The sequence below is a fragment of the Pantoea sp. ICBG 1758 genome, from assembly GCF_002928325.1.
Lineage (GTDB): Bacteria > Pseudomonadota > Gammaproteobacteria > Enterobacterales > Enterobacteriaceae > Pantoea > Pantoea eucrina.
In genome coordinates this window covers 419,446-438,489 of sequence record NZ_POWL01000001.1, presented here as the reverse complement: position 1 = coordinate 438,489, position 19,044 = coordinate 419,446, and the positions used below count along the sequence as shown (strand labels likewise).

The 19,044-nt window shown below is 56.3% G+C and carries 20 protein-coding genes; 6 read left to right on the top strand and 14 right to left on the bottom strand.

The window, feature by feature from the left end; all coding sequences use genetic code 11:
• Positions 1 to 43: 43 nt before the first annotated feature.
• Entirely contained in the window at positions 44 to 775 is a 732-nt protein-coding gene (artJ, locus tag C1Y41_RS02180; RefSeq protein ID WP_039383495.1) for an arginine ABC transporter substrate-binding protein, read from the top strand.
• Positions 776 to 799: 24 nt separating this feature from the next.
• Here the strand turns inward: artJ and rlmC are convergent, their stop codons facing one another.
• From rlmC to C1Y41_RS02130, 10 genes are all read right to left on the bottom strand, one after another.
• Positions 800 to 1,942, bottom strand: a complete 1,143-nt coding sequence (gene rlmC, locus C1Y41_RS02175) for a 23S rRNA (uracil(747)-C(5))-methyltransferase RlmC (protein ID WP_104084712.1) — start codon at positions 1,940 to 1,942, stop codon at positions 800 to 802.
• A 41-nt stretch (positions 1,943 to 1,983) separates the two neighbouring features.
• Positions 1,984 to 2,448 (bottom strand): YbjO family protein, encoded by a 465-nt coding sequence (locus C1Y41_RS02170; RefSeq protein ID WP_104084711.1) that lies wholly within the window; start codon positions 2,446 to 2,448, stop codon positions 1,984 to 1,986.
• A gap of 66 nt (positions 2,449 to 2,514) precedes the next feature.
• Positions 2,515 to 3,360 (bottom strand): putrescine ABC transporter permease PotI, encoded by an 846-nt coding sequence (gene potI, locus C1Y41_RS02165; protein ID WP_071668666.1) that lies wholly within the window; start codon positions 3,358 to 3,360, stop codon positions 2,515 to 2,517.
• Positions 3,357 to 4,313, bottom strand: coding sequence for a putrescine ABC transporter permease PotH (gene potH / locus C1Y41_RS02160; protein ID WP_104084710.1), 957 nt, complete (start codon positions 4,311 to 4,313; stop codon positions 3,357 to 3,359). Before potH ends, potI begins: the two co-directional genes overlap by 4 nt.
• A gap of 9 nt (positions 4,314 to 4,322) precedes the next feature.
• A complete protein-coding gene (gene potG / locus C1Y41_RS02155; RefSeq protein ID WP_148310066.1) occupies positions 4,323 to 5,456 on the bottom strand; it encodes a putrescine ABC transporter ATP-binding subunit PotG in 1,134 nt (377 codons plus the stop codon).
• Between the two features lie 119 nt (positions 5,457 to 5,575).
• Positions 5,576 to 6,685 (bottom strand): spermidine/putrescine ABC transporter substrate-binding protein PotF, encoded by a 1,110-nt coding sequence (gene potF / locus C1Y41_RS02150; protein ID WP_071668664.1) that lies wholly within the window; start codon positions 6,683 to 6,685, stop codon positions 5,576 to 5,578.
• A gap of 460 nt (positions 6,686 to 7,145) precedes the next feature.
• Positions 7,146 to 7,625 carry a YbjN domain-containing protein gene (locus C1Y41_RS02145; RefSeq protein ID WP_039383479.1) on the bottom strand — a complete coding sequence of 160 codons (480 nt, stop codon included), beginning with the start codon at positions 7,623 to 7,625 and terminating at the stop codon, positions 7,146 to 7,148.
• An 87-nt stretch (positions 7,626 to 7,712) separates the two neighbouring features.
• Positions 7,713 to 8,615, bottom strand: a complete 903-nt coding sequence (rimK, locus tag C1Y41_RS02140; protein WP_071668663.1) for a 30S ribosomal protein S6--L-glutamate ligase — start codon at positions 8,613 to 8,615, stop codon at positions 7,713 to 7,715.
• Between the two features lie 17 nt (positions 8,616 to 8,632).
• Positions 8,633 to 9,355, bottom strand: coding sequence for an oxygen-insensitive NADPH nitroreductase (gene nfsA, locus C1Y41_RS02135; protein WP_039383474.1), 723 nt, complete (start codon positions 9,353 to 9,355; stop codon positions 8,633 to 8,635).
• A 12-nt stretch (positions 9,356 to 9,367) separates the two neighbouring features.
• Positions 9,368 to 9,619, bottom strand: coding sequence for a DUF1418 family protein (locus C1Y41_RS02130; protein WP_104084709.1), 252 nt, complete (start codon positions 9,617 to 9,619; stop codon positions 9,368 to 9,370).
• A gap of 195 nt (positions 9,620 to 9,814) precedes the next feature.
• Here C1Y41_RS02130 and C1Y41_RS02125 point away from each other — a divergent pair, with 195 nt between their 5' ends.
• Positions 9,815 to 10,078: a GrxA family glutaredoxin gene (locus C1Y41_RS02125; protein WP_039383469.1), complete on the top strand. Its 264-nt coding sequence runs from the start codon at positions 9,815 to 9,817 to the stop codon at positions 10,076 to 10,078.
• Positions 10,079 to 10,103: 25 nt separating this feature from the next.
• Here the strand turns inward: C1Y41_RS02125 and ybjM are convergent, their stop codons facing one another.
• Complete coding sequence (ybjM, locus tag C1Y41_RS02120) at positions 10,104 to 10,472, bottom strand: inner membrane protein YbjM (RefSeq protein ID WP_039383466.1); 369 nt, start codon at positions 10,470 to 10,472, stop codon at positions 10,104 to 10,106.
• Between the two features lie 251 nt (positions 10,473 to 10,723).
• Here ybjM and C1Y41_RS02115 point away from each other — a divergent pair, with 251 nt between their 5' ends.
• The 3 genes from C1Y41_RS02115 to ybjG all read left to right on the top strand — a co-directional run bounded on the left by C1Y41_RS02115 (position 10,724) and on the right by ybjG (position 13,960).
• Positions 10,724 to 12,412, top strand: a complete 1,689-nt coding sequence (locus C1Y41_RS02115; protein WP_039383465.1) for an aspartate:alanine antiporter — start codon at positions 10,724 to 10,726, stop codon at positions 12,410 to 12,412.
• Between the two features lie 200 nt (positions 12,413 to 12,612).
• Positions 12,613 to 13,368 (top strand): phosphatase PAP2 family protein, encoded by a 756-nt coding sequence (locus C1Y41_RS02110; RefSeq protein WP_039383464.1) that lies wholly within the window; start codon positions 12,613 to 12,615, stop codon positions 13,366 to 13,368.
• The gene (ybjG, locus tag C1Y41_RS02105) at positions 13,355 to 13,960 is read left to right on the top strand and encodes an undecaprenyl-diphosphate phosphatase (RefSeq protein ID WP_104084708.1); all 606 of its coding nucleotides are present in this window, start codon (positions 13,355 to 13,357) and stop codon (positions 13,958 to 13,960) included. Before C1Y41_RS02110 ends, ybjG begins: the two co-directional genes overlap by 14 nt.
• A gap of 871 nt (positions 13,961 to 14,831) precedes the next feature.
• On the opposite strand, the gene C1Y41_RS02095 is transcribed toward ybjG, so the two are convergent.
• Positions 14,832 to 16,034 (bottom strand): serine hydrolase, encoded by a 1,203-nt coding sequence (locus C1Y41_RS02095; RefSeq protein WP_071669030.1) that lies wholly within the window; start codon positions 16,032 to 16,034, stop codon positions 14,832 to 14,834.
• A gap of 271 nt (positions 16,035 to 16,305) precedes the next feature.
• Here C1Y41_RS02095 and C1Y41_RS02090 point away from each other — a divergent pair, with 271 nt between their 5' ends.
• Complete coding sequence (locus C1Y41_RS02090) at positions 16,306 to 16,962, top strand: HAD family phosphatase (RefSeq protein WP_039383460.1); 657 nt, start codon at positions 16,306 to 16,308, stop codon at positions 16,960 to 16,962.
• Here the strand turns inward: C1Y41_RS02090 and C1Y41_RS02085 are convergent, their stop codons facing one another.
• Together C1Y41_RS02085 and C1Y41_RS02080 are read right to left on the bottom strand one after the other, a co-directional pair.
• Entirely contained in the window at positions 16,963 to 18,096 is a 1,134-nt protein-coding gene (locus C1Y41_RS02085; protein ID WP_104084706.1) for a PQQ-dependent sugar dehydrogenase, read from the bottom strand. It lies immediately after the preceding gene.
• A 105-nt stretch (positions 18,097 to 18,201) separates the two neighbouring features.
• A complete protein-coding gene (locus C1Y41_RS02080) occupies positions 18,202 to 18,837 on the bottom strand; it encodes a carbonic anhydrase (RefSeq protein WP_039383457.1) in 636 nt (211 codons plus the stop codon).
• Positions 18,838 to 19,044: the final 207 nt, after the last annotated feature.

Here is a 19,044-nt window from a genome sequence, read left to right as displayed (position 1 = left end):
GTGTCACGCATTCCGCTTCTGGCTTGCTTATGAGAATGACATGATGAAAAAATGGATTATCGCCGCAGCGCTCGCTGCGGTTACTGTGAATGCTTATGCAGCTGAAAAAATACGTTTTGCCGTTTCCGCTACCTATCCGCCGTTTGAATCACTGGATCACGACAATCAGATTGTGGGCTTTGATATCGATCTGGCGAAAGCGCTCTGTGCAAAAATCAAAGCGGAGTGCACGTTCACAAATAATGCGTTTGACAGCCTGATCCCGTCACTGAAGTTCCGCCGTTATGATGCGGTGATTTCCGGTATGGATATTACCGCCGAGCGCAGTAAGCAGGTCGATTTCAGCCAGCCTTACTATGCCAACTCCGCTATCGTCATTGCCCGTAAAGGAGAGTTCAGCGATTTCAGCCAGCTGAAAGGCAAGCGTATCGGCGTAGAGAACGGCACCACTCACCAGAAATATCTGACTGAAAAGCATCCGGACGTGGTAGCGGTCGCGTATGACAGCTATCAGAATGCGATTCTCGACCTGAAAAACGGCCGCCTCAATGGCGTATTTGGCGACAGCGCCGTGGTCAGTCAGTGGCTGAAAGCCAATGAGGATCTCACTACCGTGGGCGAGCACGTGACCGATGCCGGATACTTTGGCAACGGGCTGGGTATTGCCGTGCGTAAGGGTAACAGTGACCTGCTGAATGAGTTCAATACCGCGCTGGCGGCTCTGAAAGCTGACGGCAGCTGGCAGCAGATCAACCAGAAGTGGTTCCCTGAGTAATTTCTCTTCTCAGCGCGTGCTGCGTTATGCAGCACGCGCCCGATCGTTACGCGTCAGCAGACATAACACTTCAAAATGAGCAGTGTGCGGGAACATATCAAACAGCTGCACTTTTTGTATGTTGTAATCACTAAGCCGGGCAATATCCTGCGCCAGGGTGGCAGGATTGCAGCTGGAGTAAAGAATAAAAGCCGGAGCCATGTTGCTTAAATAGTCGCACAGCTCGCTGCCAATGCCGCGGCGCGGCGGATTAACCAGCACCAGCTGCGGGACATCTTCCCGTGAGGTAGCGAAACGGGTGGAATCCAGAGCGGCAAAGTGCACCTTCTCCAGCCCCAGCTGCTGCGCCGATTGCTGCGCACAGGCTATCGCTTCAGAGCTGATTTCAATGCCCGTCAGCGTCATCTCCGGGGTGGCGCAGTGCAGGCCAAATCCACCCACGCCGCAAAAAAGATCCCACATACTGGTCACGTCCAGCTCCGCTACCCAGTCGCGCGCGGTGGCGTAAAGCGCGGCCGCCACCTGCGGGTTGGTCTGGAAAAAGCTTTGCGGACGGATATAAAGCGGTACCTGGTTAAAGCGTTCCGGCAGCGCCTGCTGCGCGGTGAGCGCAATCTCTTCCTCCCCCTCCAGAATCGCCATATGTACCGGCTGTATATTGGCAGAGATCACCTTCAGCTGCGGCAGCTGCTGCTGCAGCCACGGCAGTGCCGCCTGCAGCTGCGGCACCTTACTGGCTGAACGCAGCACAAAACGCAGCATCATGCCGCCCTCGCTGCTTTCTGTCAGCAGCAGAAACTTCAGTTCGCCGCGCCTGCGCGTCACGCTGTAAGGCGTAAGACCGGCACGGGCGATAAAGGGTTTGAGCAGCGCAAACACCGGCGCAAAGCTGGCGGGATAGAGCGGACAGGCGCAGAGATCGACCGGTTCGCCGTCAGGTGCCACCAGACCAAAAACCGGGCGCTCCACGCTGCCGCTGACGACCATTTTGGCCTTATTGCGAAACCCCTGCTCCGCCGACGTCACCGGACGCCGCCAGTCGCTGACCGGCATCGCTGCAAGCAGCTGAGCAAGCCGCGCCTGCTTATCGCTGACCTGCTGTGGATAGGGTTTCTCCAGCCACTGACATGAACGGCAGCGGCCAGCGTCATAAAGCGCGCAATGCATGGAACAACCTGTACTCGGAGAAAAAATGGGGGGCGATTGTATCACCGGATGCGGAAAAATGCGTGACTGCTGGCCGGCACAAACAGCAGCAGCACAATCAGCACGTCCGGCAATTTCTGCTGCAGCGTGTGGTGAATAATCTGCAGATTGTTTTCACCCGAAATACTGAATATCTCCGGATAGATCCAGCCCACCGACGCCATCAGCATATAGAACAGCGCCACAACCTGGCTGAGCGTATAGCCCCAGCGGCCGCGATTGCTGCCGCGCATCAGGGTAAAAGCACAGCGCAGTTCAAACAGAAAAATCAGCTGGCTGGCGATAAATATCAGGGTGGAGTCCCAGGCCTGTGCGCTGCGGTGCACAAAGTTAGCCATCTCCTCATAGCCCAGCTCGCCAGCCATCATCATCACGCTGAGGCAGCGGGTAATAATAATCGCGATACCGGCAATCGTTACCGGCACCGGCGTTGAGCTCAACACAGCGTTTTTCAGCGTTTCCGACATCACCCAGGCTCCATAAGAAAAGGCTGGCAACGCCAGCCTTGCTTATAGTGGCAAACTCACGGGATTTCAGCCACGTTTTGCTTTCTGAATATCACGCAAACGCTGTTTTTCTTCATGCGCCATAAAGCGCCAGGCGATGAAACCGACCAGCCCGACCACAAACAGAATAATCGACGCCAGCGCGTTGATCTCCGGATTCACCCCGCGTCGTACCGTGGCAAAGATCGCCATCGGCAGCGTGGTCGCTCCCGGACCGGTAACAAAACTGGCGATCACGAGGTCATCAAGCGACAGCGTAAAGGCCAGCAGCCAGCCGGTTACAATGGCGGGCGCAATCATCGGCACGGTGATCACAAAGAACACCTTCAGCGGCGTGGCGCCCAGATCCATCGCGGCCTCTTCAATAGAGCGATCCAGTTCGCGCAGGCGGGCGTTGATCACGACCGCAACATAAGCGGTACAGAATGTGACGTGCGCCAGCCAGATAGTCAGCATGCCGCGGTCGCCCGGCCAGCCCAGCGTGTTCGCCATCGCCACAAACAGCAGCAGCAGCGACAGACCGGTAATCACGTCAGGCATAACCAGCGGTGCGGTCAGCATAAAGGCGAAACCGCTGTGACCGCGAAAGCGGCCAAAGCGCACAATGATCACCGCCGCCAGGGTACCCAGTATCACGGCCATGGTGGCTGAAAGCCCGGCAATGGTCAGGCTCAGCCCGACGGCATCGAGCATCGCCTCATCCTGAAACAGCACGCGATACCAGTGAAAAGAGAAGCTCTCCCACACCGTTACCAGCTGCGAGCTGTTAAAGGAGTAAACCACCAGCAGCAGCATGGGCGCATAGAGAAACAGAAAGCAGAGCACCAGAATAGCGGTACGCCACGGCGAGCGAATAACCGGTAGCTGATTCATGCTTTCTCTCCCGCAGCGCGATTTTGATGCTTGTGGAACCAGATAATCGGCAGGATCAGGATCAGCAGAATGGTTACCGCCAGCGCGGAGGCCACCGGCCAGTCGCGGTTATTAAAAAACTCCTGCCAGAGAATGCGACCAATCATAATACTGTCCGGGCCGCCCAGCAGTTCCGGGATCACATACTCCCCTACCGCCGGTATGAACACCAGCATCGACCCGGCGATAATGCCGCCTTTGGTCAGCGGCACAATCACGCTGAAAAAGGTTTTCAGCGGACGCGCGCCTAAGTCCAGCGACGCTTCCACCAGCGAATAGTCGATACGCGTCAGCGCGGTATAGATCGGCAGCACCATAAAGGGCAGATAGCAGTAAACAATACCGATATAGACCGCTGTATTGGTGTAGAGGATCACCAGCGGATGATCGATAACGCCAAGCCACAGCAAAAAGCGATTCAGAATGCCGTTATTGTTCAGTAACCCCATCCAGGCGTAAACGCGCACCAGGAATGATGTCCAGGAGGGCAGGATCACCAGCAGCAGCAGTATGGTGCGCATCGACGGCTTGCTGTGCGCAACCGCCCAGGCGAGCGGATAGGCGATAAGCAGGCAAATTACCGTGGAGATCGCCGCCACTTTAAGCGAGGTCAGGTAGGCTTCAGCGTAAAGCGGATCGTCCGTCAGCGTAAAATAGTTGCCGAGGTTCAGCACGACATTCAGCTGGTCATCCGCCCAGGTCACCAGGTCAGTGTAAGGCGGGATGGCGCGGGCGATATCGGCAAAGCTGATTTTAAGCACAATCAGAAACGGCAGCAGGAACAGCAAAATCAGCCACAGGTAAGGCAGCGTAATCACCAGTTTGCGTCCGTGCTGCATCTTCATGCGGGTCGCCCAGCGCTGCAGTGGCGTGCCCGCCAGTACCGGCTGAGGCCGTGGAGAAATCTGACTCATAACTGCCCCCTAGACCGTCAGAACCACACAGCTGTCCGCATCCCAGCAGAGACGCACTTCATCTCCCCAGACGGGCGCACCTTTGCGAAAACGATGCGCGTTCTGCAGCTGCGCGCTGATCATCTGTCCACTGTGCAGGCGCACGTGGTAAATCGACAGATCGCCCAGATAGGCGATATGCGCCACCTCGCCCACGGCAAAGTTGCAGCCGTCAGCCGGTACCGTATCGCACAGCATCACCTTTTCCGGGCGCAGCGCAATGTGGACCGGGACATTGTCGACAATGGAGACATCCGTCTGGACCTTCAGCGGATGCATCAGGCCGGGGCTATCAATCACCACGCCCTCGTCACGCCGCTCGCGCAGCAGCCCCTCAAACACGTTAACCGAGCCGATAAACTCTGCGCTATAGCGGCTGGTAGGATGCTCATAAATCTCTTCCGGCTCACCAATCTGCACAAACTTACCGCGATTCATGATGGCAATACGTCCGGCCATAGTCATCGCCTCTTCCTGATCGTGCGTGACCATGACGCAGGTAGCACCCACGCGCTCCAGAATATCCACCACCTCATGCTGCATGCGATCGCGCAGTTTTTTATCCAGTGCACCCATCGGCTCATCCAGCAGCAGCAGTTTGGGCCGTTTTGCCAGGCTGCGGGCCAGCGCCACGCGCTGACGCTGCCCGCCTGAGAGCTGATGCGGTTTGCGGCTGGCGTACTCCTGCATATGCACCAGCGCCAGCATCTCCGCCACGCGGCTGGCGATTTCTGCTTTGGATAATTTATCCTGCTTCAGGCCAAAGGCGATGTTTTGCTCCACTGTCATATGCGGAAACAGCGCGTAGGACTGAAACATCATATTGATAGGGCGCTGATAGGGCGGCACGTGAGAGAGATCCTGACCATCCAGCACGATCTGGCCGCTGCTGGGGATCTCAAATCCTGCCAGCATGCGCAGCAGCGTCGATTTGCCGCAGCCAGATGCACCCAGCAGGGCAAAGATTTCACCTTTGTAGATAGTCAGGCTGACATCATCTACGGCGTGCTGACCCTCAAACGATTTGGTCAGGTTACGGATCTCCAGCAGCGGCGTTAATGCCTTTGCTGATTTACTCTGGGGACGGGAAATCGCGTCGTTCACTAACATTTCTCCGGCGCTAAGCGGGGTAGCGCGGCACAGCCAGCCGCTGGAATGGCACAGCAGAGGCCCGTACTGCGCCTCTGCTGTGGTTACCGGTCAGGGATATCGTTCAGAACGAATCACTTACCACTTTTTACTTTAGTCCATGCGCGGGTGCGTGCGCGATCCAGTTTCGGATCCTGGACCTTGAGCACAAACAGCTTCGCCATCGCGTCCGGCGTCGGGAAGATGCCCGGATTGTTGCGGACGTCGGCGTTAATCAGCGGCAGCGACGCTTTATTGCCGTTGGCATAATTGATTTTGTTGGATACCTCAGCGATCACTTTCGGCTCCATGATGTAGTTCAGCCACTGATAGGCAGCATCCATATTTTTCGCATCTTTCGGGATCGCCATCATGTCAAAGAACGCCAGGGCGCCCTCTTTCGGCACGCTATAGCCCAGGTGAACGCCGTTATTTGCTTTTTCAGCGCGATCTTTCGCCTGCAGAATATCGCCAGACCAGCCTATCGCCACGCAGGTGTTACCATTCGCCAGGTCGTTGATATATTGCGACGAGTGGAAATAGCGAATATTTGGCCGCAGTTTCATCAGCAGATCGGTCGCCGCTCCGGTGTAATCTTTGGCGTCAGCGCTGTTGGGATCTTTGCCAAGATAGTTCAGCACCGTGGCGAAGATCTCTTCCGGCGCGTCCAGGAAAGAGACACCGCAGCTTTTCAGTTTTTCGAGGTTTTCCGGTTTCAGCACCAGATCCCAGCTGTTAACCGGCGCGTCCGCACCGAGCGCGGCTTTGACTTTCTCAACGTTATAACCGATGCCGGTGGTGCCCCACAGATAAGGAATCGCGTATTTATTGCCAGGATCGTGCTGTGCCACTTTGGCCATCAGGTCCGGATCGAGGTTTTTGTAGTTCGGCAGTTTACTTTTGTCGAGTTCCTGAAACACGCCCGACTGCAGCTGGCGCGCCAGAAAACTGGATGAGGGCACCACAACATCATAGCCGGTGCTGCCCGCCATCAGTTTGCCTTCCAGCACTTCATTGGAGTCAAAGACGTCATACACAACTTTGATGCCGGTCTGCTTTTCAAAGTTGGGCACCGTATCGGCCGCAATATAATCGGACCAGTTATAGACGTGCAGCGTTTTATCTTCTGCCTGAGCAGCAACAGCTGATGCCATTACCACACCAGCCACTGCGGCTGGCAACCATTTTTTTGTCTGGTTGTTCATCTGTTATTTTCTCCTGAACGGGTCAATAAACGCTGCATACAGCCGATCCGATGATTTCCTGTCTGAAAATAGCCAGACATACAATGAATCACTCTTCAGCGGACGTTAAATAGTAAATACCTATAGCCAGTCTCGGGAGAGTGAGCCAGCAACCTGCAAATGGGTAGCTATGCAGATGCGTAACGGCGGGCCTTCCCTGAAATCAGTATAGCGCTGCTGAGCGGTAGCCTGTCCGGCACAGCTTCGCAAGAATAGCCCCCCTGATCTCTGCGCACCAGACCCCAGCGTAAAAAACGCCTTTTTACGATATTTTATGCACTTTTGTGCTATGTGGTCTGGCAGTTACGGCATAAAGCATGACTAAAATCTGGCGGGAGCGGGCAAATAACAGAATAAAAAATGGCAGGAGAAAATCAGAAAGAAAACTGCCGCAGTCTGCGGCAGTGAATATAAAGCGGAATTAGTGTAAAACCCCTGAACTGCTGACCCCGGAAGGACGCTCCTCCTCCTCACCCATCATCAGCAGGTGATTCGCAAAGGCTTCCATAATCACCATAGAAACCCCCTCTTCACTCTGCTTCATAAAGTGCGTGAACTGACTGAAGGTGATGCCGGCGGTAACACTCAGGGACTGACAGACAATCAGCTTGGGCAGATTATCATCCTGAATATCGATAAAAGCTTTGATGGTCAGCGAGCTGGCATTAATTTGCGACAGATCGCCGACCAGCGGAATAAGCGCTGTGGGTTTAACTTCAGCCAGCGCAGAAAACAGAATAACGTTATCCACCAGGTCAATTTTTGCGTCAAACACCCCGTCAAAATTCTGCATGTGCGGCAGATGTAATGCCTGACAGGCATCACATTCGAACCAGGTGATATTTTGTTGATCCAGCCAGCGACGCAGCATGTCGATGTCAGGAACGACCAGTGAATCCATCGCTATTTCCTGTGGGGTGAATAAATAAGCGCCTTAGCTTACGGAAAAATGGGGTCAGATGCCACGAAAACCACCGGAAAACGCTATCTAGCCACCGGTTTTAGGACGATAGCCGGGGCAGGCGTGCTGCTCAATCCAGTCGATCATCATAGTGGCAATATCCAGGCCCGTGCAGCCCTCAATACCTTCCAGACCGGGTGAGGCGTTGACCTCCATGACCAGCGGACCGCGGCTGGCACGCAGAATATCGACACCCGCCACGGCCAGCCCCAGCGTTGCTGCGGCTTTAATGGCGATGTCACGCTCCCGGTCGCTGATAGTAACAGGGTGCGCGGTGCCGCCACGATGCAGATTTGAGCGGAATTCCCCCTCTTTTGCCTCACGCCCGATGGCAGCCACCACGCGATCGCCAATAACCAGACAGCGAATATCGCGGCCCCGCGCTTCTTTAATAAACTCCTGCACCAGAATATGCGCATTGAGACCGCGAAACGCATCAATCACGCTTTCGGCGGCCTGACGCGTCTCTGCCAGCACGACGCCAATCCCCTGGGTGCCTTCCACCAGCTTAACCACCAGCGGCGCCCCGCCCACCATGCGGATCAGATCGCCGGTATCATCCGGCGAGGAAGCGATACCGGTCACCGGCATATCAATGCCCTCGCGCGCCAGCAGCTGCAGCGAGCGCAGCTTGTCGCGGGCGCGGGTGATCGCCACCGATTCATTGAGCGGGTAGCTGCCAAGCAGCTCAAACTGGCGCAGCACCGCGGTGCCATAAAAAGTTGTGGCCGTGCCGATTCGCGGGATCACCGCATCAAAATGACCGAGTATCTCACCCTGATAATGCACGGCCGGCAGCGCTGCGTTGATATTCATATAGCAGGAGAGCGGATCGATCATCGCAATCTGATGCCCGCGTGCCTCAGCGGCTGCGCGCAGCCGCTGACTGGAGTAAAGCGTGCTGTCGCGGGTAAGAAGCGCCATTTTCATGCGGCAGTCCTCCTGACTTAACGCGTCGCCCAGCCCTGACTGTGCAGATAGTCGAGCATAAACGGACGCGTCTCTTTAACGATCAGGCGCTGGATGAGATCGCTCCAGGTTTCGGAACGCTGGTTGCTGTCGCGCTGCTGATAGTACTCCGTGATTTGCTGGTCATACTCTGCCAGCACTGTTTTATCTACCTGATGATAGCTGTTTTCATGGACCAGCATCGCCTGCGGCATACGGGGTTTCACATCCGGAGAGGCTGACGGATAGCCGATACAGAAGCCAAACAGCGGCAGCACAAATTTTGGCAGCTCCAGCAGCGCGGTCACGTCCGCAATGTTATTGCGGATCCCGCCGATAAAAACGCCACCCAGCCCAAGCGACTCGGCGGCCACCATCGCATTTTGCGCCATTAGCGCGGTATCCACACAGCCCAGCAGCAGCTGTTCAGCACGACCCAGCTGAGCATCCGGGCAGATTTGCAGATGGCGGTTAAAATCGGCGCAGAAGACCCAAAACTCCGGTGCATCCGTTACCCATGACTGGCCGCCCGCCAGCTCCGCCAGCGCGCGGCGCTTTTCGCGATCGGTGATGCGTACGATGGATGAGCACTGCAGAAAACTGGAGGTAGAAGCCGCCTGCGCTGCAGCAATAATCGCGCGGCGCTGAGCGTCATCAATACCCTGCTCAGTAAAAGCACGAATGGAACGGTGGCTGCATAGCAGATCGATTGTCGGCGTCATTATGTTCTCCGGTTATTTCCTGGTGTGAGTATGATCAAAAAGGTGCGGGGCCATGACTTTGGCGGTACGCCACATAATCAGCCATGCCGCAGGCAGCATCAGCGCAATGCCCAGCAAAAAAAGTAGCGTAGCCAGCGGCTTTTGCCCAATTGCGGCAGGCGCTGGCAGCCAGTTATTCATCAGCAAAAGCGCGCCGGCTACTGAGCAGGCGCCCAGCGCCTCAAGCAGCAACACGGGTTTTGGCAATCTTGCAAAGTTACGCATCGTGATACCTCTGCTGTTTGCGGGTCTGGTTCGGCGTATCGCTGCTGCCAGCATAGCCGTCAGGGATAGCGTACATCCATCAGAGTAACAGGTATTTTCTGCTTCTCTTAAGCAGCATGAGCGGGCATGATGTGAACCATTATTCACGCTGTGCTGTGACTTTGCTCACAAAACAGCAGCGGAAGGAGAGAAGCAATGATTGCAGTGATTTTTGGCCGTTCAGGATGCCCTTATTGCGTACGCGCTAAAGAGTTAGCCGCTAAGCTGACCAGCGACCAGGATAGCTTCAACTACCAGTATGTTGATATTCAGGCAACCGGCATCACTAAAGCCGATCTGGAAGCGCGCGCCGGTAAACCAGTGACCACGGTGCCGCAGATTTTTATCGACGATCGACACATCGGTGGTTACACCGAATTTGCTGCCTGGACTAAAGAGAATCTTGGCATAGAGGCATAAAAAAACGGGCCATAAGGCCCGTTTTTTAATCGATGCGCATAGCCAGCATAATGCGCAGCAGACGAACCAGTAGCGCACCACACCCTGCCCAGAATAACGCACTCAGACTCCAGGCCAGCCCCATCAGCGGCGTATGACTGACCTGCTCAGTCAGCATGACCCAGCTCATCCCCAGCAGCGTTCCCGCTATCGCTGACCACAGCGTTGACACCATCGGGCTGGCGGGCTGCAGCAGCGCAATCGCTACCCCAGGCAACAGAAACAGCAGGAGTTCTGGCTGACCATGCCGCATATGGAGCGGCACGCTCCAGAAGTGGTGGGCAAAAATAAACACCAGCGTATAAAGCGTCGCGCCTGACGCGAATGCGGACCAGCGATGGCTGCGCTGCAACATAACAATCCTCAACGTTAACGTTAAAACAGAACTTTTAATGCCTGGCGCACATGCGTGGAAATAAATAGAAACAGCTACAAACAGAAAGAGTGAGCAATGCGGATAGCTGAAGCAAATAATAATGTTTAGAATAATGTCGCTTCAGAATCGGGCGGGACAGGAAGGCCAGCCCCGGCGTTTACCGCTCTGATTAAGATAGCTAAAAATCCTCCTCCTATCAACCTGTTACACGTGAATAAGAAGTTAAAACTGTGAACATTAACGTCGCAGAATTGTTAAGCAAAAATGACGTTCTGTTATTATTTGTCGTATTAGCGCTCGGCCTCTGTCTGGGAAAACTGCGTCTTGGTTCCGTCCAGCTGGGTAATTCAATTGGCGTACTGGTTGTCTCTCTGATTTTAGGCCAGCAGCATTTTGCGATTAATACCGACGCTCTGAGCCTGGGTTTTATGCTGTTTATTTTTTGTGTCGGCGTGGAGGCGGGACCCAACTTCTTTTCTATCTTTTTCCGCGACGGTAAAAACTATTTTTTCTTAGCCATTGTGATGGTGGTCAGTGCGCTACTGGTCGCACTGATTCTTGGCAATCTGTTTGGCTGGGATATCGGCCTTACGGCGGGCATGCTGGCAGGGTCAATGACCTCAACGCCGGTGCTGGTCGGTGCCGGCGATACGCTGCGGCAGAGCATCAGCGATCCGCGTCAGTTAAGTATGATGCAGGATAATCTGAGCCTCGGCTACGCCCTGACCTATCTGGTGGGGCTGGTCAGCCTGATTTTCGGCGCCCGCTATCTGCCCCGGTTGCAGCATCAGGATCTGCCCACCTGCGCCCAGCAAATTGCCCGCGAACGCGGTCTGGATGCTGACAGCCAGCGTAAGGTTTTTTTACCGGTGATCCGCGCCTATCGCGTCGGACCGGAGCTGGTAGCCTGGAGCGGCGGCAAAAACCTGCGCGAGCTGGGTATCCATCGTCAGACCGGCTGCTATATAGAACGCCTGCGGCGTAACGGCATTCTCGCCAGCCCGGACGGAGATGCCATGCTGCAGCTGGGCGATGAGATCTCACTGGTAGGTTATCCTGACGCCCACGCCCGGCTCGATGCCAGCTTCCGCAATGGTAAAGAGGTGTTCGACCGCGATCTGCTCGATATGCGCATCGTCACCGAGGAGATTGTGGTCAAGAACCACAATGCGGTAAATAAGCGGCTCAGCCATCTTAAACTCACCGATCATGGCTGCTTTCTGAATCGGGTGATCCGCAGCCAGATTGAGATGCCGATCGATGACAGCATCATGCTCAATAAAGGCGATGTGCTGCAGGTCAGCGGTGAAGCGCGCCGTGTTAAAAGCCTGGCCGATCGCATCGGCTTTATTGCCATTCACAGTCAGATGACTGACCTGCTCGCTTTCTGCGCCTTTTTTATCATCGGCCTGATGATAGGGATGATCACGTTTCAGTTCAGCAATTTCAGCTTTGGTATTGGTAACGCTGCCGGCCTGCTGTTTGCCGGCATCATGCTGGGCTTCCTGCGCGCCAACCACCCTACCTTTGGCTATATTCCGCAGGGTGCCCTGACCATGCTGAAAGAGTTCGGACTGATGGTCTTTATGGCAGGCGTCGGGCTCAGCGCCGGCAGTGGACTGCAGCACGGGCTCGGCAGCGCCGGTGCCCTGATGCTGCTGAGCGGGCTGCTGGTCAGCCTGGTGCCGGTGGTTATCTGCTATCTGTTTGGCGCTTACGTGCTGCGCATGAACCGCGCGCTGCTGTTTGGTGCCATCATGGGCGCACGCACCTGTGCGCCAGCCATGGAGATTATCAGCGATACCGCACGCAGTAATATTCCGGCGCTGGGCTATGCCGGCACCTATGCGATTGCCAATGTGCTACTGACGCTGGCCGGCACGCTGATTGTGATTATCTGGCCAGTGCTGGCGGGATAAATTATTTTTGTCTGTCGGGAACCTTTACCGGCCGCCAGCGTCTGAATAAGTGCCACTGCTTTTCTTTGAAATCCCCGGATTGAGGAGCCCGCCAGTCTTTTTGACTGACGGGTTTTTTTATATCTGACGCGGGTGCCTTAAGGTTGCGCTAAGCGAATCGCGCCATGCTGTGATCCTGACTTTTTTAACGATCACTCTTCATGCAACTGTCATCAAAGTTAAACACTTCCACAACCTGCTACCGGAATCGGAGCGGGACTATTTATTCTTTATCACTCCGCTTTTACGCTATCAACTTCATTTTACTGGCAATTCTGGCAGCCCTGTTTATTTACTTATCACGTAATGAGCAGCCTGACATCGCTATCAGCCAGTACTGGTTTGATCCGCTTACGCAGCGCTTTCCCTGGCAGCACAACCGCTGGCTGGATCTCATTAATCATCGCATCGCTAAGGATGTGATTATTGCCGGGGCCGTGCTGCTGCTGTTTCAGGGTATACGCACCCGCAATGCGCGGCAGATGCTGGTTGCGCTGCTGTTTGGTCTTGGCCCGCTGGTGGTGGGGATCATCAAAGCACACAGCGCGCACTCCTGCCCCTGGGATCTGGCGATGTTTGGCGGTAAGGCGCTCTCTTTTCCGTTGCTGGGCAGCGTACCTGCCGGCAGCGGACCCGGCGGCTGCTTTCCGGGCGGACATGCATCGAGTGGCTTTGCGGTGATGGCGCTGTTTTTTCTCTGGTGGCCGGAGCATCCACGCCGCGCCCTGCTGGCGCTGCTGGCAGGTGTCGCCCTGGGTTTACTGATGGGTTTTGGTCAGGTAATGCGCGGTGCGCACTTTTTTTCGCACAATTTATGGGCCGGCTGGTGGGTCTGGCTGGCACAGCTGCTGACAGTGGCCGGTATATCTTTTTGGGTTAACAAAACGAGGATAGCTAAACGGGATGGAAGCAATTAACCACACCCTTTTTTTATGGATCAATGCCACGCCAGCGTCACCGGCCTGGCTGCTGAATCTGGCAACGTTTGTCGCCAAAGATCTGATTGCGATTGTGCCGCTGCTGATTGTGGCTCTCTGGCTGTGGGGACCGCGTGAGCAGGTGCAGTCTCAGCGCGCGCTGGTACTGAAAACCGGTATAGCGCTTATCTATGCGCTGCTGATCTCCTGGTGTACCGGCCAGCTGCTGCCCCATCCGCGCCCCTTTGCTATCGGCTTTGGACACCAGTTTCTGATGCACGCCGCAGATGACTCCTACCCGAGCGATCACGGCACAACTATTTTTACCTTTGCCCTCGCCTTTATTTTCTGGCACCGGCTCTGGTCCGGCATCCTGCTGCTGGCTATCGGCAGCGCTATCGCCTGGTCGCGCATCTATCTGGGCGTTCACTGGCCGCTGGATATGATCGGCGGGTTCCTGGTCGGTATGCTGGGCTGCCTGGCCTCGCAGATGGCATGGCAGCTCTATGGCGATCGCCTGCTGGCACTGACGCATCAGGTTTATCGCGTGCTGTTTGCAATGCCGATTCGTAAGGGCTGGATCAGGGATTAGGAGCACTGAGCAGCGTGGGGCTGGGCGCTGAGCAGCGCGGGGCACTTAGAGATTAGCGCTGAGCAGCGCGCGGCAACAGAGGGGTTCCGCCCGCCAGGCTTCTGGCAGTTTCAGCGGCATTACCGCACGCGGACGGGCTAAGGGGCGGGTGGGCGCGCCCCTTAGCAATCCGCGCCCCGCGCCGTCCTCGCGAATTCCCGGGCTTATCCCTCCGGCCTTTACGGACCGCGCGGATTCGCTCCTGCTCAACCCGCGCTCTCGCCGGCGTCCTGCCGGCTCGCCCTGGCCGTCACTCTGCGCCCGGCGCTGCGGATGGCGCCCCTCCTCCCCGCCTGTAAATTTTTCATTTTGTTTTTTTAAAAGTGTTGCGGTGTGGTCTGAAGCTTCTTCACGAAACCTTCAGCCATAAAAAACGTAAGAAAAAGAGAAAAAAGCAGCAGCCGGGGGAAGCGCCATCCGGGTCCGCCGAGGGAAGGCACGGTTCCGGGATGAGCCGACAGGACGTCGGCGAAAGGGCGCGGTGAGCAGGAGCGAATGGCGGCCGGTCCCGGGGAAGCGGGCTTGAGCGAGGGAACCGCGCAGCGGCGGATGGGGCTGGCGCAGGGCCGGGGAGTGCAGAGGGCGCGGCCAGGCGTCCTCTGCCCGGTCGCCGTGCCGGGGCACAGGCTGCTGCCGCCGCTGACGGCGAACGGAACCGGCCCCGGAGCAAACGGAACCGGCCCCGGGGCAGCAGCGCCGTGCCGGAGCACAGGCCGCCGCCGCAACTGACGGCGAACGGAACCGGCGCTTAATCTGCGCCCCCGCAGCTGACGGCGAACGGATCCAGCCCCCGTGGGGCGAACGGAACCGGCCCGTAACCAGCCCCCGCGTCCTAACTAAACCACTTCCCGAACCAGCCGTGGAATTTCATCATAATAAAATCCCAGATCCGCCCGACAAAGCCGCCTTCCGGTATGGCTTCCATCGCCACCAGCGGGCGCTGCTCGATGGTTTTTCCATCCAGCTGGAAATCGATAGTGCCGACAACCTGATTTTTAGCGATGGGGGCTTCCAGCTGCGGCGTATTCAGGGTAAAGCTCGCTTTCAGATTTTTCATCTGACCTTTAGGTACGGTAATCGCCGCATCTTTCGCCACGCCGAGATCCACTTCTCCCTTATCACCAAACCAGACGCGCTGGCGGGCAAACGGCTTATCTGCTTTGATAGGCGTTACCGTTTCATAAAAACGGAATCCCCAGGTCAGCAGCTTTTCACTTTCGCGAAAACGAATGGCGTCGGTTTGTGCGCCCAGCACGACCGAGATCAGACGCATATCGCCATCAACGGCAGACGCCACCAGATTGTTGCCTGCGCCTGAGGTATGTCCGGTTTTAATGCCGTCCACTTTCAGGTTGGAGCTCCAGAGCAGCCGGTTGCGGTTGCGCTGCTTAATATTGTTAAACGTGAACTCTTTCTCGCTGTTCAGCGCATACTCGTCCGGCACATCGCTTATCAGCCGCTGGCCGATAATCGCCATATCGCGGGCGGTGCTGTACTGCCCTTCCGCGTCCAGACCGTGCACCGTCATAAAATGCGTATTTTGCAGACCGAAGGCTTTAACGTAGTTATTCATCAGCCCGATAAAGGCATCCTGGCTGCCGGCAACATAATCTGCCAGCGCAATACAGGCATCGTTGCCGGACTGAATAACAATGCCTTTATTTAATTCTGATACCGGAATACGGTCGCCGGGCTTGAGGAACATCAGCGATGAGCCGCGCAGCTTTGGATTACCGGTCGCCCAGGCATCCTGGCCAATCGTCACCATATCACCGTTGTGAATCTTTCCTGATTTCAGCGCCTGCCCTACCACATAGCTGGTCATCATCTTGGTCAGACTGGCAGGATCGAGCCGCTGATCGGCATTCGATTCAGCCAGAACTTTGCCGCTGTTATAGTCCATCAGAACCCAGGCTTTGGCCTCGATTTGCGGGGCAGCCGGAGCGTCAACGGCCTGAGAAACAGCCGGGAAAATAAACAACAGCGAGGAGGCAGCCAGGGGCCGTAATAACGATGCGCAAAGGTGTAGTTTCATGGGCGTAACCAGATTGTCCTTGTAAAATCGGGGCTTTCGCGGGCGGGGAAGATCTCGTGTAAAACGCTAACGGTTCACGCTGGCGAAAAAAACCGTTGAATCGTAAAGTTAATTAAGTTTTCTTATATTAATCCAGGTCAACATCCTGTCCGGTCCAGTGTAAGCCGTCAGCGGTGGTATAAAACTGCGCACAATTCTGAATTTGTCCGGAAAAGCTAAGCCTGTCACAAAATTCCGCTACGCTGGGATCAGTCAGCCTGAGGAGAGCGTTATGGATCTTGCCGTGTTCGATCTTGATGAAACCCTGATATGTGATGACAGCACCAGCCTCTGGTTGCGCTGGCTGGTGTCACAGGGGTTTGCGCCTGAAACAGTGATTGATGAGGATCGCAGGCTGATGCAGCGTTATTACGCCGGCGAGCTGCCCATTGAAGAGTATATGCACACCACGCTGGCACCGCTGGCTGGCATGGCCACGCCGACCGTGGCTGGCTGGATAAGACGCTTTATCCACCGTGACATTCTGCCGCGTGTGTTTCCTGCCGCACGGGAGCGCATTCAGTGGCATCAGCAGCGTGGTGATAAGGTGCTGATCGTGACCGCCAGTGGCGATCACCTTGCCATTCCTATCGCTGAACGTCTGGGCGTGGACGGTGCGCTGGCCATTCATGCTGAAGTTGTTGATGCCCGCTACAGCGGCTCTATGCTCGGCACCGCAACCTATCGCGAAGGTAAAGTGGTTCGCCTGCGCGACTGGCAGGCCCGTCAGCAGGCGCTCAGTTTCACACGCACCTGGGCCTACAGCGACTCGTTTAATGACCTGCCGCTGCTGGCCTGGGCTGACCACGCCTGGGCAGTCAATCCGGATGCGCGCCTGCAGCATGAGGCGGAGCAGCGCGGCTGGCAGATTTGCCGCTGGGCGCGCTGATTAGTTACCTGTTTCAGCCTGCTCCGGCTGCACGCCTACCCGGAGCAATTTACCGCTGGCTTCATCGGTCAGTACGTAAAGCCAGCCATCCGGCCCCTGACGCACATCGCGGATACGTTCATTACGATCGCTCAGCAGCCGCTCCTCCTCCGTGACCCGATCGCCCTCAACGCGCAGCCGGATCAGGCTTTTATCTTTCAGTGCACCGATAAACAGCGCGTTTTTCCACTGCGGAAAGCGCGTACTGGTGTAGAACGCCATGCCGCTGAGAGCCGGTGACACTTTCCACCAGAACAGCGGCTGGTCGGTTCCTGCGACCTGCGTGCCCTTCGCTTCCGGCACCGGCTGCCCGCTGTAATCGATGCCGTACGTGGCAAGCGGCCAGCCATAGTTGTGGCCTTTCTCCAGCCGGTTTACCTCATCGCCGCCGCGCGGCCCGTGCTCACTCTCCCACATCTCTCCCGTCCTGGGATTCAGCGCCAGCCCCTGAGGATTACGCACGCCATAGCTCCAGATCTCCGGACGGGCGCCCTGGGTGTGAACAAACGGATTATCCTGCGGTACGCCGCCCTCCTGCGTCAGGCGAACAATTTTTCCTGACAGCTTATCCAGCTGCTGGGCGCTGCTGCTGACAAAATTGTCGCCAAACGCCACATAGAGAAAGCCCTGCCGGTCAAAGGCGAGCCGGGTACCGATATTGGCACCACCGGAGAGTTTAGGCGTCTGCTCCAGCACCACGCGAAACCCGTTAAGCTTCTGCATATCCTCGCTCAGCTGACCGTAACCCACGACGCCACCGGCACGCCCGCGGCTATCGGCCGTGGTGTAACTCAGCCATACGCGGCGGCTTTGCGCGAAATCAGGTGCCGGAACCACATCCAGTAACCCGCCCTGCCGCTCAGCCCAGACCTGCGGCACGCCCTGAATCGGCTTCGACAGGCCGCCCTCAGGCTGCCAGCTGCGCAGCTGACCGGTGCGCTCGGTGATAAGCAGCGTGCGGTTATCCGGCAAAAAAGCCACCGACCAGGGATGAGAGAGGTTGTCCTGCAGCACCTCTACCGCCACATCCGCAGCCAGCGCCAGAGAAGAACAGCTTAGTGCGCCGGAAATCAGCGCTGCTCGCCAGATATGCATAGGTTGCTCCTGTATTCGCTCTGCCGTTAAGGGTAGACAGCGCGCACGCAGCAGCGGGGGAAATTTACAAAACATTAAGCCCGGCGCAGGCCGGGCTGGAGGAGATTACTCGAAGCAGGTTTCAGGGTTGTCAGACAGGCAGATAAACTCTGCGCCGCCTTTGGTCAGGGCGTTGATTTTCCCCGTTTCGATATCGTAAACCCAGCCGTGCAGACGCAGCTTGCCTTTACGCAAAGCAACCGAGACGGAAGGATGCGTTTTGATATTGTTCAGCTGCGCTATAACGTTCTCTTTCACCATCTCATTAAGGCGCACCTCAACAGAATCGTAGTTGCGCTCGTCAACCACGGCTTTTGCGGCGTTAGCGTAGTGCAGCCAGTGATCGACCGCCGGCATGTTTTCCAGATCGGCGTTGGAGGCGATCGCGTTCATTGCGCCACAGTTGGAGTGACCGCAAATAATGATTTCCGTTACGCCCAGCGCCAGTACCGCATACTCGATGGTGGCAGAGACGCCGCCTGGCTCCGGGCCAAACGGTGGCACAATGTTGCCGGCGTTGCGGATCACAAACAGCTGCCCTGGCTCCTGCTGCGTGACCAGCTCCGGCACCAGACGGCTGTCTGAACAGGAGATAAACAGCGCTTTAGGATTCTGGTTGGAAGCCAGACTCTTGAAAAGATCCTTCCTTTCAGGGAATACGTTCTGTTGAAAATTCAGAAAACCTTTGACGATCTCTTGCATTTGTCTGCTCTCACTCTATGCACTGCTGCGCTGTCATCGCATAGCCTGCCAGCGCACGCGTTTAAATTCTTCAGCGTTGAGAATAAGTTACCTTCAACAACCCGTCATTTAAGCAAAATCGCAGCAACCGCACAACCCGCTGCGGGCTGAAATACCCGGCGTCAGGCTGCGCCGTGCACTCTAAGCATAGCGCTGCATTCACATTCT